This window comes from Costertonia aggregata (genome assembly GCF_013402795.1).
In the GTDB taxonomy this organism is placed as follows: Bacteria; Bacteroidota; Bacteroidia; order Flavobacteriales; family Flavobacteriaceae; genus Costertonia; species Costertonia aggregata.
Map to the genome: position 1 here is coordinate 2,178,629 of NZ_CP058595.1, position 14,218 is coordinate 2,192,846.

The window sequence follows — 14,218 nt, forward strand, 5'->3', positions numbered from 1 at the left end:
GTTTCGATAAAATTGAGGCTGTATTACGTTTGGTTAGGTATTTTTACTTAGGGCAAGGATAATAATTTAGGAAGAGAATTTTTGGTATGGGTTATAATTTTAATGCGATAGAGGAAAAGTGGCAAAAATACTGGGCGGAAAACCAAACATTTAAGGCTGAGAATGATTCTGAAAAGGAAAAATTCTATGTTTTGGACATGTTTCCCTACCCATCGGGTGCCGGCCTGCATGTGGGACATCCGTTAGGCTATATAGCTAGTGACATCTATGCGCGTTATAAAAGACATAAAGGCTTTAATGTATTGCACCCGCAAGGGTACGATTCTTTTGGATTGCCTGCGGAACAATATGCGATACAAACAGGGCAACATCCTGCCATAACCACTGCCGAAAATATAAAAACGTACCGTCGTCAATTAGATCAAATCGGTTTCTCTTTTGATTGGAGTAGGGAAGTGCGTACATCCGACCCTAAATACTATAAATGGACACAATGGATTTTTATCCAATTGTTCAATTCTTGGTACAATATGGATCGGGATAAGGCCGAGGATATCAAAACCCTTGTTTCTATTTTTGAGACCGATGGCAATGTTAATGTAAATGCGGTCTGTGACGATGATATCGTTATTTTTTCCGCTGCGGATTGGAACGCTTTTTCCAACAAGCGAAAGCAAGAAATCTTATTACAGTATCGATTAACGTATTTGGCCGAAACCGAAGTGAACTGGTGCCCTGCGCTCGGAACCGTTTTGGCAAACGATGAAGTTGTAAATGGCGTTTCGGAACGTGGCGGACATCCGGTTATCCGTAAAAAAATGACGCAATGGAGTATGCGGATTACCGCCTATGCCCAACGATTGTTGGATGGTTTGGAGAACATTGATTGGCCGCAACCGCTAAAGGATTCCCAAACCAATTGGATTGGTCGCTCTCAAGGAGCCTCGGTAACCTTCAAGGTGCTCCCCCTAGCCCCCTCCGAGGGAGGAGGGACGGATTCTTCGATAATGGGAACTCTTTTGGAAAGAGCGAAAGAAATGCGTCAAAACCCTACGGAAGCGGAGGATGTACTCTGGCAAGTGCTTCGAAAAAAAGATTTTGTCCATAAGTTTAGAAGGCAGCATCCCATGTATAAATATATCGTTGATTTTGTCTGCCTAGAGAAGAATTTGATTATTGAAGTAGATGGAAAAATACACGAACATCAACTGGATGAAGATGCAGAAAGACAGCTGATTTTAGAACAAAAAAAAGGTTTTAAAGTAATCAGATTTACCAATGAAGAAGTATTAAATGATATTCACGGCGTAAAAACTAAAATCAGGGAAACATTGGACTCCCTCCCTTCGGGGGAGGGCCCGGGAGGAGACTTTTCAATCGAAGTCTTCACCACACGCCCTGACACCATCTTCGGGGTCTCTTTTATGACCTTGGCACCCGAGCATGAGTTGGTCGCAAAAATCACCACTCCTGAACAAAAAGCTGAGGTAGATGCGTACATAGAAGCTACGGCAAAACGCTCGGAGCGTGACCGTATGGCCGATGTCAAGACCATTTCGGGCGCATTTACCGGGGCTTACGCAGAGCACCCGTTCACCAAAGAACCCATTCCTATCTGGATAGGGGATTATGTGTTGGCGGGTTATGGTACCGGAGCGGTAATGTCCGTACCATGTGGGGATCAGCGTGATTATGATTTTGCGAAGCACTTTGATATTCCGATTCCCAATATTTTTGAGGGTGTTGATATTTCCAAAGAGGCATTTGCCGATAAAGGAAAAACGGTCATCGCCAATTCCGATTTCCTTAATGGATTGCCGTACAAGAAAGCGGTAAAACGGGCCATTTTTGAACTGGAAAAATTGGGTCAGGGCAAAGGAAAAATCAACTACAGGTTACGCGATGCCGTTTTTAGCAGGCAACGCTATTGGGGCGAACCTTTTCCGGTGTATTACGTGGACGGCATGCCGCAGATGATCGATGAAAAATATTTGCCTATTGAATTGCCCGAGGTAGAAAAATACTTACCTACCGAAACAGGGGAACCGCCCTTGGGCAACGCCACGGTTTGGGCTTGGGATACGCAAACGTCGTCGGTTGTGAGTTGTGAGTTGATAGACCATAAAACCATATTTCCGTTGGAATTGAATACCATGCCCGGCTGGGCGGGGAGTTCCCAATACTTTAATCGTTATATGGATCCCCATAATGACAATGAAATATTCTCGCAGGGAGCGATTGACTATTGGCAAGATGTGGACTTGTACATCGGTGGAAGCGAACATGCCACCGGGCATTTGTTATATGCCCGTTTTTGGCAGAAGTTTATGTTTGATAGAGGATATGTACCCAAAGATGAGTTTGCCAAAAAACTCATCAATCAAGGTATGATTACGGGGACCAGTGCTTTTGTTTTAAGACAACAAATAGAGATGTCTGTTACCATATTGAAAAATGACGAAAATGGAAATTTTCATAGTGCTGAAACATTAGAACTCAAGGAGTATGTAGTTGTAGATGAAAATTCTGTAGTAGATATAGAAAATCCGATAATTAGGGAAAAGATAATTTCAAGTCTTAAAAATACTTTACAAGAAGATTTAAAGTCAACTAGTTTTGAGTTGAAAGTTGAGGACTATTTTATTAATCCTCCCTTGTCAATTCGAGTTCCAGTAGTTTTCGTGAATTCATCTGATGAACTCGAAGTGGAAAAATTTAGGAATAGTTCTTATGGTAAGGAGTATCTGAGTTCATTGTTTATCAGTGATAAAACTTACAGGGAGGTCGAAAAAATGTCCAAGTCCAAGTACAATGTCGTCAACCCCGATGATATTGTAAAGGAATATGGTGCAGACAGCTTGCGTTTATATGAAATGTTCTTAGGCCCCTTAGAGCAATCCAAACCTTGGAATACAGACGGGATTACCGGAGTACATTCCTTTTTAAAGAAACTATGGCGCTTATATCATACCGGAGAAAACGGCACTTTTCATGTAACCGACACCCCTCCTAAGGAGGGGATGGGGGAGGCTTTAAAAACCCTTCACAAAACCATCAAAAAAGTACAGGAAGATATTGAAAATTTTAGTTTTAACACATCGGTCTCAACGTTTATGATTTGCGTGAACGAGCTATCGGCACAACACTGTATGAACCGATCTATTTTAGAACCGCTAGCGGTTTTGGTTTCGCCCTATGCACCACATATTGCCGAAGAACTTTGGGATAAACTCGGGCATTCGGAATCTATTGCTTTTGCGCCCTTTCCAAAATTCGAGGAGAAATTTTTGGTGGAAAGCAGTAAGGAATATCCAATATCCTTTAACGGTAAAATGCGCTTTACTATGGAACTGCCGTTGGATTTAAGCAAGGATGATATTGAAGCAGCGGTCATGGCGCATGAAAAAACCCAACAACAGTTACAGGGTAGAGCCCCTAAGAAGGTCATTGTAGTGCCTGGTAAAATCGTGAATATCGTGGGCTGACAAAATAATGTTGCCTAATGGCAAAGTTGTCAGTCCAATTGATTTTACATATCACATTACGGTTATGGATAAAATAGAAATTCTTGGATTGATCGCTGCGGCTTTGACAACCTCTTCCTTTGTACCGCAGGTCTATAAAGCTTGGAAACAAAAATCCACTAAAGATATATCGCTTACGATGTATTTGTTCTTTTTTACGGGTATTGTGCTTTGGCTTATATACGGTATAGCTATCGATAGTTTGAGTATGATCATTGCCAACGCAATAACCATTGTCCTTTCTTTTTTTATCATAGCGGCGAAATTAAAATATAAATAACTGCTATTTATACACTGTATTTCTGCATCCTAATAAAATTTAGAATAGTATAAATATTTTAATGTAACCCCTATTTTTTGGAGGGGTATACTATGTTAAAATTATTTTTTTTAGAGTTTAACCCCTCTTTTTATCAATTTTATTTTTAGATAAGTAATAATTATTGGATTTTTGATAAATAATCAATATCCGATAAAAATGAAAATTGGTGTTCCAAAGGAAATTAAAAACAACGAAAGTAGGGTAGGCATGACACCTGCTGGGGTCTTTGAACTTACGAAAAACGACCATACGGTATACGTACAGTCCACGGCGGGCGAGGGCAGCGGTTTTTTTGATTCGGATTATAAAAAAGCAGGGGCCATTATTTTAAATACCATTGGTCAAGTGTATGCCATGAGTGAAATGATCGTAAAGGTAAAAGAGCCCATAGAAGAAGAATACGAATTGATACAGAAAGATCAAGTGGTCTTCACGTACTTTCATTTTGCCTCCAGTGAGCCATTGACCAGAGCGATGATCAAAAGTAAATCGGTCTGTATCGCTTACGAAACCGTGGAGGATGAGGATGGCACGCTTCCGTTATTGACCCCAATGTCAGAAGTTGCGGGACGCATGGCCATTCAACAAGGCGCAAAGTATTTGGAGAAACCTGTAAAAGGCAGAGGCGTACTATTGGGCGGGGTACCCGGTGTACAGCCTGGAAAGGTTTTGGTGCTCGGAGCGGGAGTAGTTGGTATACAGGCTGCTAAAATGGCAGCTGGCCTAGGGGCCCATGTAACGATTATGGATATCAATATGAATCGATTGCGGTACGTAAACGATGTGTTGCCTCCGCATGTAGTTACCGAATTTTCCAATGAGTTCAATATTAGAAAACATATCAAAACCCATGATTTGATTATTGGGGGCGTATTATTAAAAGGCGCCAAAGCTCCCAACCTTATCACTAAGGACATGCTCAAAGAAATGCGACCAGGTACCGTTATCGTTGACGTTGCCGTAGATCAAGGGGGTTGTGTCGAAACGACTAGGCCTACCACACATGAAAATCCGGTCTACATCATAGACGATGTGGTGCATTACTCAGTGGCAAACATGCCGGGTGCCGTGCCATACACTTCAACAATGGCACTGACCAATGTTACCTTGCCCTACGTTTTGAAATTGGCCCATATGGGTTGGGAAGAAGCTTGTGCGACCGATGCCGCCTTAAATAAAGGATTGAACATCACAGCAGGGAAAGTGATGTACAAAGAAATCGTTGAGGCCTTTGGTTGGGAGGCCGCAATGGCTTAAGGTACATTTTGTCAGTTATAAAGACCTTGTTAAACTCTAAAACAACTTCAGTAGGTTTTGGCGAGGTTTTTGCTTTTCTACACGTAAGAATCTATAATTGAATAAGATTCTTTAGTATCTTTATTAAAATAAAAGTGAAATAGTTATGATGTCATATTATATATTGATCGGTGCCATTGCTTTGGTGAGTTGGTTGGTCAGTAGTAGATTGAAAAGTAAATTCAAGCACTACTCAAAAGTGCACTTGCAAAACGGAATGAGCGGTGCGGAAATCGCGGAAAAAATGTTGGCGGACCATGGTATTCGCGATGTCAAGGTAATCTCCACTGCAGGTAGATTAACAGATCATTACAATCCCACGAACAAAACCGTTAATCTTAGCGAAAGCGTTTACAGTCAACGAAATGCCGCTGCTGCCGCCGTTGCTGCACATGAAGTAGGTCATGCCGTACAGCACGCCACTGCATACGAATGGTTAACAATGCGTTCCAAATTGGTGCCTGTGGTCAGCGTTACATCCGGTTTTAGTATGTGGGTGGTTTTTGGTGGTCTGATGTTAGGTGCTGCTGCGGGAGTAGGTTTAGGATACTATGTAGCTATTGCCGGACTTATTATGATGGGCTTGGCGACATTGTTCAGTTTTATTACGCTTCCGGTAGAATATGATGCAAGTAATAGGGCATTGGCCTGGCTCAAAGCAAAAAACATAGTGACACAACAAGAGTATAAAGGTTCGGAAGATGCTTTAAAATGGGCGGCACGAACATATTTGGTAGCAGCAATTGGCTCTTTGGCTACCTTGGTATATTGGGGACTTCAAGTATTTGGAGGAAGAGATTGAGAAAAAAGTTTACCACATTTTGGAGCCTGTTTGGATTTTATCTGAACAGGCTTTTTTTAAATTGTAATCTGTCTGTCAATTTGTTGTGCCAAGGAAATAAAGGTTTCCGTTCGTGAAACACCTTCGATGCGTTGAATTTCTTTGTTCAGTACCTGCATTAAATGTTCATTGTCCCGGCATAGTACTTTAATAAGGATAGACCAATTTCCGGTAGTGTAATGGCATTCCAATACCTCTGGAATTTTTTCCAACTGTTTTACAGCGGCGGGATTGCTCATGGCCTTGTCCAAAAAAATACCGATATAGGCCATTGTGGTGTAGCCCATTACTTTTGGGTTTATTACGAATTTAGAACCCGCCAAAAGACCTGAAGCTTCCAATTTGCGAAGTCGTTGATGAATGGCCGCCCCGGAAATACCAATATTTCGGGCTATCTCCAAAACGGGTTTTCGGGCATCTTTCATCAAAAACCTAAGTATCTTCTTGTCTATGCCATCAATCTTAATGGTATCGTTACGGGATTTCATGTTACGGATTTCAGATTTGAGGTAAAAGTAGAGATTAATTACCAAATCGTTATTTTGCACAAGACCCTTTTCTTCCTTTTCCATTTGGAGAAAGCCAGTATTAACTGGCCACGGAGTCGGGATTGTAACCCAAATAGGGAACCTCATATTCCTTAAAAGTGATTCCGTAGTTTTTAAGCTCTTTTAGAATAGGGACATACACTTCCTTGGTTATGGGGATCTGTACACCAGGCGTGGTTATTTTTTTGTTCAGTATCATTAATGCGGCTATGGCAACGGGCAAACCTACTGTTTTTGCCATAGCGGTATGGGTACGATTTTCTCCCAATACCACCATATTGGCATCTATTTGTACTTTTTTCCCCTTTAGTTCATATCCGAACTTATGATACATTACAATCATATCCTTATCGTCCTCACGTAAAGTCCAGCTATCTTCTAAAATTGCTTGAAGTATTTGGGCCGGAGTGGCGTTTTGCAATGCAATGGTTTTATGGGCATCGAATATATTCAACTCCAACAGTTTTTCCCACATGATGTCGTCTTGATCGATCTTCAGATAATGGCGTAATTTCAGTTCAACGGAATCCGTTGGGGAGTAGGGCAGAAATAGGTTAACGAATTCGCGATAGGACATCCCTTTTGAATTTTCTATGGTATAACTATCATCTGTCATACCTAACTGAACGAACATATTCCACGCTTTGGAGAAACCTACCCTACGCATTGTGCCGCGATAGAGTGTAAGCACGTTTTGTAGCCCGTAGGCCTCTCGGTAATTTAATGAATCGCGGTTTGCATAGCCCTCGAACCTGCCATAACCTTCAATATCAAAAAATTCCGTTCGCCTAAAAAGTTTGTGATAGGGAATGTATTTGTAAGTGCCTTCCTGTAGAAATTTGGCCGTACCGCCTTGGCCTGCCACTACAACGTTTCTGGGATTCCAAGTAAATTTATAGTTCCAAAGGTTGGTGTCACTCTCCGGGGCCACCAAACCACCAGTGAAAGATTCGAACAAAAGCATTTTACCACCTTCGTCCCGTATTTGGTCGATAATTTGCATGGCACTCATATGGTCAATTCCTGGATCCAATCCTATTTCGTTCATAAATACCAATCCGTTTTCCTTAGCTGCATTATCCAATGCCTTGATTTCGTCACTTACGTAAGAAGCGGTGACCAAATGCTTTTTTGAAGCAATACAGTCTTCGGCAACTTTTATATGAAAGCGTGCCGGCAACATAGATACCACAATATCTGAGGCGGCTATTGCTTTTTTTCGTTCAACGTCCTTAAAAATATCCAATTGACGAACGGTACACGAGGCGTGATTTTTTATCTTACCGGGAATGGCGTCGGGATTAATATCACCTATGGTTATGTGTAGATTTTCTACGGTGGTTTTTTCAAGAAAATAATCCAATAAATACGATGTTGATTTCCCCGCACCCAAGACTAAAATATTTCTCATCATTGCTTTTGTTACCTTTGATAAAACGAAATACTAAGGTATCAAATTGTTACATTTATAAATAATAGACTGCTTTAAGTTATGAACAGAACAATTTTTATAACAGGATTAATATTTGGCGTGTTAGCCGTTGTACTTGGTGCTTTTGGAGCCCATGGTCTTGAAAAACTGGTAGATGTAAACGCGGTGGCAACATTTGAAACAGGTGTAAGATATCAAATGTACCATGCGTTGTTTTTACTGGTATTGGCAAGTGTCAAACAAATACCGGAGCTTGGTAAAAAATGGGTTTTTTACTGTACGGTCGTTGGGGTACTATTGTTTTCGTTTTCCATTTATCTTTTGGCCCTTAATAGTTTGACTTCGTTTGATTTTAGATCTGTCGCTTTTTTGACACCAATTGGTGGTACCCTACTTATTATAGGTTGGATTGTATTAGCGTATCGCGCTATTAAGGACTTTCATTAATAATTTGTCATTCATAGTATCTAAAAAAAGTTTTTTCAATAATTTTGTTGTGCAACTAAAGCCAAAAAATGAACACTTCAAAAAAAACCACTAAAACGATTTCGTTAAAAAATTATGGGATTTCCCATGATAATATCAAATACCAATTAACACCTTCCCAATTACATGATATTACCTTGCAAAAAGGTATGGGAAAAGAAGCGTCTTCGGGAGCTTTAGCTGTAAATACGGGTGAATTTACCGGCCGTTCCCCAATGGACCGTTTTATCGTTAAAGATAAGGTGACCCAAGATGAGGTTTGGTGGGGTGATATCAATATACCCTTTGAACCTTTAAAGTTTGATGCACTTTACGATAAGGTTATTGCCTATTTGAACGAGAAGGAGCTTTACGTTCGTGATTGTTACGCCTGTGCCGACCATAATTACAGAACGGATATTCGGGTAATAAACGAGTATCCTTGGTCTAACCTTTTCGCCTATAACATGTTCATAAGGCCTACCGATGAGGAGCTTAAGAATTTTGAACCGGAATGGACCGTGGTAAATGCCCCTGGGTTTATGGCCGATGCAAAAGTTGACGGCACGCGCCAACATAATTTTGCCATTTTGAACTTTACCAGAAAGATAGCTTTGATAGGGGGTACCGGTTATACCGGTGAGATTAAAAAAGGAATTTTCTCGGCACTCAATTTTATATTGCCGACCCAAAAGAACACCCTGCCCATGCATTGTTCCTCCAATGTTGGTAAAAACGGGGAAACAGCTATTTTCTTTGGTCTTTCGGGAACCGGTAAAACAACATTGTCCACAGATGCTTCACGTAAATTGATAGGTGATGATGAACATGGTTGGAACAATGAAAATGCCGTTTTTAATTTTGAAGGGGGTTGCTATGCAAAAGTCATTAATTTATCTGAAGAGCAAGAGCCAGAAATTTTTGGGGCTATAAAAAGGGGGGCAATTCTTGAGAATGTAATCATGGACGATAAGGGCGATGTAGATTTTGCCGATACCTCTATCACGCAAAACACAAGGGTAAGTTATCCTATTTATCACATTGATAACGTACAACGACCATCTATCGGAAAAAACCCAAAGAATATTTTCTTTTTGACCGCGGACGCATTTGGTGTACTACCTCCTATTTCAAAACTAACACCTAGCCAGGCCGCATATCATTTTATATCGGGGTATACGGCAAAAGTAGCAGGTACCGAGGCTGGTGTAAAAGAACCTATTCCGTCTTTTTCAGCTTGTTTTGGTGCTCCTTTTATGCCTTTGCACCCAACTAAGTATGCAGAGATGTTGAGCAAGAAAATGAAGGAAACAGGGGTAAACGTTTGGCTCGTTAATACAGGTTGGACGGGTGGTCCTTACGGTGTGGGAACCCGAATGAAACTAAAATATACCCGTGCTATGATCAATGCGGTGTTGAACGGGGATTTGGGATTGTATTCGTATGATGATTATCATATACATTCCGTTTTTGGCGTGGCCCAACCACGTACATGTCCTGGGGTGCCTACCGATGTTCTAAGCCCCAGAACAACATGGAATAATGATGAAGCCTATTATACGACCGCTTTTAAATTGACCAATGCGTTCAGGGAAAACTTCAAGAAATTTGAATCCTATGCCAGCGAGGAAATCAGGCGAGGCGGTCCACAGCGGTATGCCTTTTAAGATTTGGATCATAGATATTAAAAAGAAGGGGTAAGTATCAATACTTACCCCTTCTTTTTTGGTTTATCCAATATTTATTTTTTATTGGCGTCGGTAATATATTTTTGAAGGGCCATGGTCATTGACGGCGTAGCAGGCGTAGGTGCTTTGATGTCTATTCGTAAACCTGCATCAGTAGCTGCATCTACGGTCGAGTTTCCAAACACGGCTATTCTTGTGTCATTTTGTTCAAAATCGGGAAAATTCTTCAATAGGGATTCAATGCCCGATGGACTAAAAAATACAAGAACGTCATAATATACGTCCCTAAGGTCAGATAGGTCGCTAATGACCGTCTTATAAAATATACCTCTTGTCCAATCTATCCCTAATTTATCAAGAGTTTCGGGAACCACAGGCTTTAAAACATCAGAGGAAGGAAGAAGAAATTTTTCATCCTTATATTTTTTGAACAGTGCCACTAAATCGGGAAAGTTCATTTTGCCTACATATATCTTACGCTTTCGGTAGACTACATATTTTTGAAGGTAATAGGCCACGGCTTCGGACTGGCAAAAATACTTCATGCTATCCGGTACTTTGAAACGCATCTCGTCGGCTATTCTAAAAAAGTGATCTACTGCATTACGGCTGGTTAGAATAATCGCCGTATAATTTTTGAGATCTATTTTTTGTTGTCTCACCTCCTTGGCATCTACACCTTCTACATGTATGAAAGGCCTAAAATCAACTTTTACTTTTTCTTTCTCAATAAGCCTGGAATACGGAGAGTTTTCCATTTTCGGTTCTGGTTGAGATACCAAAATCGTCTTTACCTTCATGTGTTATATGTATTAGCTTACCAACTGTGAAACAACTTAAAACGTTCCCCAGAAAGCTGGTTCGTTTATAGTATATATCAACCTTTCAAATAATTGCCCATAATAATGACAGGGGCAATTTCAAGAGCGCAAAGGTACAAAATAAAATAGAAAAAATATGAGGTAATGAACTTTTGATGATTTCTTATCAATGTGACCCATCCTATTATATTTATCAAAAGAATGAGCAGTATACTTATATAAATTATAGCTTTTGAGTCTTCCCACACATAAGTAAGAAAAATATTGGCAAACAGCATGATTAGACCACAATAATTCAAGTAGGACAATTTTTTGAATATGATCTCAGTGATGGTTCTTTGCGTACTAAAAACGAACCCATTTCCCAACTGTAATGTAATTTTTACCAGTATGTATAGCACTAGGGCACCCAAAACCAATAAATAGCTGAATGGATACGCCATACCGCTGCGATCTAAGAAGATATTGCGTGCCAAATAAATGAACAGCGAGGTATTGATGATAAAAAAGATAGTGAAGAACACGTGAAACCAGTTCTGGAGCTTATCTTTTTTATTGTACATAAAAATATACTTGTTGTTAAAGGGCAAAATCAAATAATTTAAAAAACGACCGTAAAAAAGAGTCTTTGCGATGACCAAGAAAAGTACGCTTACAAAAATGATTATGGTAACCCAATCTTTTGGGGTGATATTTCGTAGAATAGGTTCCATCAGTTCACAGGTATTGTTTTGCCGTTCAAGCCTGTGTAAAGGCCGTTTTCAGATATAGACAGCTTTGCGTACCCCGGCTTTTCCATCTTTGGTTTTGGCAGCTTAAATGTGAAATAGGTGGTATCCTTTGCTTTTAAAAATGGGGTTTGACCATCTTTTAAGTCCGTTTTCAAAGGTTGGGTCTCCTTTACTTTTTTGTAGTCGTTCGTGTAGGCAACGTTAAATTTGATTTTCTTTAAATCAATATCTTCCTGATAGGGATTGTATACTTTCAAAACGAGTTCTTCATTACTATCCAAGTCAAAGGATTCTACATCTACGATGCACCTTAACTTTCGAAAAGATTCAAAATCCTCTATGTATTTTCCGTAGTATATATCACCATTTTTATTTCGTAAAGTAACGTCCCCACCGCTCAAATAACCAGATACATATAAAACTTTTTGGTGTTGCACCTTATATTCCGAGCTATCAATGGTATACTGGTTTTGCCTATACATAATGTTGTTCAATGAAAATGACGTATTCCCGGTATAGAATGCATACATAGGGGCGTTTCTGTAGGAGTTTTCAAATACGATGGGCATGTCCCCAACCTTATCCGTAATTTCTTTTACCCATTCGCGATTTCTGTGGGATTCATAGGTGATGGGCAATAAGGGTTGATGTACAAGCCAAAAACGGGCATAGGTGAGCAAAACTATATTGATAACCGCTAGCCTGTAGAGCCACTTTCTAAAGTTGGGGTTCTGAAGGGTATATTGGTAAGTAAGTACAAACAATGGTATGGCGATTACAATGATCCACTGGGTCTGTACCCTTCGGTTAAAACTGGAGATAAAGAAGAAAAGAATAACGCCGTAGGTTAAATATACCAATGCTTTTATAAACGTATCGGTAATTTTGGTTTTGTACAAAGACCAGTATACCAAAGGGAACGTGAGCCCAAAAAGTGCGACAAGATTTAGAAAAAAACCAGCGGTAAACTTGCTAAAACTATATGCTTGGTTGGGTCTTTCGGTTAAATGGTATTTAATTGATACAAAATCATTCTCGTACAACCATATAAAATGGGGTGTGTAGCACAAAAGAGCCACAATAACGGCCAACCAGGCATACTTGTTCAACACCAGTTTTAGGTTAGACAACAATACAAAAGCAATGACCAAGACCGCATGGTATTTACTGTACATTAAGGCAGCCATTACAACACCCAAAAAAATAGCCGACCAAACGTTTTCTCTCTCCAAGAATTTTTTATAGGCCCATAAAAAAAGAGCCGTAAAGAAAAGTAACGGGGTATCCGGTAAGGTCAAAAACCCGTAGGCATTTAATAGCGTTATAGAGAAGCCAAGGGCAAAAAAATGGGGAATATATTTTCTCTTTATGGGATTGTCCACCAAATCCCATAGAATAATATAGGTGCCCACAGATAAGATGCAGCTCATAAAACGCACCCCAAGTTCCCCTTCAAAGAAGAAACTACTGATCTTTATCAGCAAGGCCACCATGGGTGGATGGTCAAAATAGCCCCAAGCCATATTTTGGGCGTAATACCAATAATACGACTCGTCAAAAATAAGTTGGGTAAAGTAACTTTGTACGAGGTTGATAATAAAAAGAGTTCCCAAAAAATAAATAAAAGTTTTGGATAACTTGGATGTCATACGCTATTGGGTTGTGTATTATATTTGCCGACCTCGGACAAAAAACCTTTTAAGATTTCAAAATTACAAATTCTGAAGAGAACGGTATCTTTTAAAAAAGTGATAAAACCCATACCTTCATTTTGCTACAGGTTTTAAAACACTATTTTTGTTCAAATCCTAATAAACCATATGGCGGATAGCTTAGTTATCATACCCACTTTTAATGAAATAGATAATATTAAGGCTATTATAAATGCAGTTTTTGCGTTGAAGAAAGATTTTCATGTGCTCATCGTAGACGACAATTCTCCCGATGGTACAGGGGCTATGGTCAAACAGATGCAAAAGGGTAATCCTGACCGTCTTTTCCTTGAGGTACGCAACGAGAAATCGGGCCTGGGGACCGCATACATTCACGGGTTCAAATGGGCATTGACCAAGAGTTACGAATATATTTTTGAGATGGATGCCGATTTCTCCCATAACCCGACCGATCTGGAAAGATTATACAGGGCCTGTTTCAATGGTGCCGATGTGGCCGTGGGATCACGGTATAAAAAGGGGGTAAACGTAGTGAACTGGCCTTTATACAGGGTGCTTTTGTCCTACGGGGCATCATTTTACGTAAAAATAATAACGGGAATGCGGGTACATGACCCAACCGCAGGTTTTGTATGTTATAGGAGGAAAGTATTGGAAACCATAAAATTGGATTCCGTTCGCTTTATTGGTTATGCCTTCCAAATAGAAATGAAATTTAGGGCACACCTAAAAAAATTTAAAATAGAAGAGGTTTCCATAATTTTTAGGGACAGAGAAAAGGGAAAATCAAAAATGAGCGGTTCTATCATCAGTGAAGCCGTTTTTGGAGTGTTGAAAATGAAATTGAGTAGCATATTTCAAAAAAATAGATTTTAAT

The 14,218-nt window shown here is 39.9% G+C and carries 12 protein-coding genes; 7 read left to right on the forward strand and 5 right to left on the reverse strand.

The features are described 5' to 3' along the window. Positions 1 to 86: 86 nt before the first annotated feature. The 4 genes from HYG79_RS10055 to HYG79_RS10070 all read left to right on the forward strand — a co-directional run bounded on the left by HYG79_RS10055 (position 87) and on the right by HYG79_RS10070 (position 5,944). Complete coding sequence (locus HYG79_RS10055) at positions 87 to 3,485, forward strand: leucine--tRNA ligase (protein WP_179241962.1); 3,399 nt, start codon at positions 87 to 89, stop codon at positions 3,483 to 3,485. 64 nt (positions 3,486 to 3,549) lie between these two features. Next, entirely contained in the window at positions 3,550 to 3,804 is a 255-nt protein-coding gene (locus tag HYG79_RS10060; protein ID WP_179241963.1) for a SemiSWEET family sugar transporter, read from the forward strand. Positions 3,805 to 4,002: 198 nt separating this feature from the next. Continuing rightward, positions 4,003 to 5,103 (forward strand): alanine dehydrogenase, encoded by a 1,101-nt coding sequence (gene ald, locus HYG79_RS10065; protein WP_179241964.1) that lies wholly within the window; start codon positions 4,003 to 4,005, stop codon positions 5,101 to 5,103. Positions 5,104 to 5,248: 145 nt separating this feature from the next. Then, the gene (locus HYG79_RS10070; protein ID WP_179241965.1) at positions 5,249 to 5,944 is read left to right on the forward strand and encodes a zinc metallopeptidase; all 696 of its coding nucleotides are present in this window, start codon (positions 5,249 to 5,251) and stop codon (positions 5,942 to 5,944) included. Positions 5,945 to 6,000: 56 nt separating this feature from the next. Here HYG79_RS10070 and HYG79_RS10075 read toward each other — a convergent pair whose 3' ends face one another. Together HYG79_RS10075 and HYG79_RS10080 are read right to left on the reverse strand one after the other, a co-directional pair. After that, positions 6,001 to 6,471 carry an Lrp/AsnC ligand binding domain-containing protein gene (locus tag HYG79_RS10075; protein ID WP_179243536.1) on the reverse strand — a complete coding sequence of 157 codons (471 nt, stop codon included), beginning with the start codon at positions 6,469 to 6,471 and terminating at the stop codon, positions 6,001 to 6,003. Between the two features lie 100 nt (positions 6,472 to 6,571). After that, complete coding sequence (locus tag HYG79_RS10080; protein WP_179241966.1) at positions 6,572 to 7,945, reverse strand: saccharopine dehydrogenase family protein; 1,374 nt, start codon at positions 7,943 to 7,945, stop codon at positions 6,572 to 6,574. A 78-nt stretch (positions 7,946 to 8,023) separates the two neighbouring features. On the opposite strand from HYG79_RS10080, the gene HYG79_RS10085 reads away from it, so the two are divergent. After that, entirely contained in the window at positions 8,024 to 8,410 is a 387-nt protein-coding gene (locus tag HYG79_RS10085) for a DUF423 domain-containing protein (protein WP_179241967.1), read from the forward strand. Positions 8,411 to 8,478: 68 nt separating this feature from the next. Continuing rightward, positions 8,479 to 10,095, forward strand: coding sequence for a phosphoenolpyruvate carboxykinase (ATP) (gene pckA / locus HYG79_RS10090; protein WP_179241968.1), 1,617 nt, complete (start codon positions 8,479 to 8,481; stop codon positions 10,093 to 10,095). A 74-nt stretch (positions 10,096 to 10,169) separates the two neighbouring features. Here the strand turns inward: pckA and HYG79_RS10095 are convergent, their stop codons facing one another. The 3 genes from HYG79_RS10095 to HYG79_RS10105 all read right to left on the reverse strand — a co-directional run bounded on the left by HYG79_RS10095 (position 10,170) and on the right by HYG79_RS10105 (position 13,317). Continuing rightward, complete coding sequence (locus HYG79_RS10095; RefSeq protein WP_179241969.1) at positions 10,170 to 10,916, reverse strand: uroporphyrinogen-III synthase; 747 nt, start codon at positions 10,914 to 10,916, stop codon at positions 10,170 to 10,172. Between the two features lie 77 nt (positions 10,917 to 10,993). Then, a complete protein-coding gene (locus HYG79_RS10100; protein ID WP_179241970.1) occupies positions 10,994 to 11,650 on the reverse strand; it encodes a DUF4271 domain-containing protein in 657 nt (218 codons plus the stop codon). After that, on the reverse strand, positions 11,650 to 13,317 hold the full coding sequence (locus HYG79_RS10105; RefSeq protein WP_179241971.1) for an ArnT family glycosyltransferase: 1,668 nt from the start codon (positions 13,315 to 13,317) through the stop codon (positions 11,650 to 11,652). The genes HYG79_RS10100 and HYG79_RS10105 overlap by 1 nt, the downstream gene beginning before the upstream one ends. Before the next feature lie 171 nt (positions 13,318 to 13,488). On the opposite strand from HYG79_RS10105, the gene HYG79_RS10110 reads away from it, so the two are divergent. Further along, on the forward strand, positions 13,489 to 14,217 hold the full coding sequence (locus HYG79_RS10110) for a polyprenol monophosphomannose synthase (protein ID WP_179241972.1): 729 nt from the start codon (positions 13,489 to 13,491) through the stop codon (positions 14,215 to 14,217). Position 14,218: the final 1 nt, after the last annotated feature.

Bases quoted from the DNA above. Each gene is read 5' to 3' on its own strand.
- HYG79_RS10055 (WP_179241962.1), top strand. From the start codon at position 87: ATGGGTTATAATTTTAATGCGATAGAGGAAAAGTGGCAAAAATACTGG.
- HYG79_RS10060 (WP_179241963.1), top strand. From the start codon at position 3,550: ATGGATAAAATAGAAATTCTTGGATTGATCGCTGCGGCTTTGACAACC.
- ald (WP_179241964.1), top strand. From the start codon at position 4,003: ATGAAAATTGGTGTTCCAAAGGAAATTAAAAACAACGAAAGTAGGGTA.
- HYG79_RS10070 (WP_179241965.1), top strand. From the start codon at position 5,249: ATGATGTCATATTATATATTGATCGGTGCCATTGCTTTGGTGAGTTGG.
- HYG79_RS10075 (WP_179243536.1), bottom strand. From the start codon at position 6,471: ATGAAATCCCGTAACGATACCATTAAGATTGATGGCATAGACAAGAAG.
- HYG79_RS10080 (WP_179241966.1), bottom strand. From the start codon at position 7,945: ATGATGAGAAATATTTTAGTCTTGGGTGCGGGGAAATCAACATCGTAT.
- HYG79_RS10085 (WP_179241967.1), top strand. From the start codon at position 8,024: ATGAACAGAACAATTTTTATAACAGGATTAATATTTGGCGTGTTAGCC.
- pckA (WP_179241968.1), top strand. From the start codon at position 8,479: ATGAACACTTCAAAAAAAACCACTAAAACGATTTCGTTAAAAAATTAT.
- HYG79_RS10095 (WP_179241969.1), bottom strand. From the start codon at position 10,916: ATGAAGGTAAAGACGATTTTGGTATCTCAACCAGAACCGAAAATGGAA.
- HYG79_RS10100 (WP_179241970.1), bottom strand. From the start codon at position 11,650: ATGGAACCTATTCTACGAAATATCACCCCAAAAGATTGGGTTACCATA.
- HYG79_RS10105 (WP_179241971.1), bottom strand. From the start codon at position 13,317: ATGACATCCAAGTTATCCAAAACTTTTATTTATTTTTTGGGAACTCTT.
- HYG79_RS10110 (WP_179241972.1), top strand. From the start codon at position 13,489: ATGGCGGATAGCTTAGTTATCATACCCACTTTTAATGAAATAGATAAT.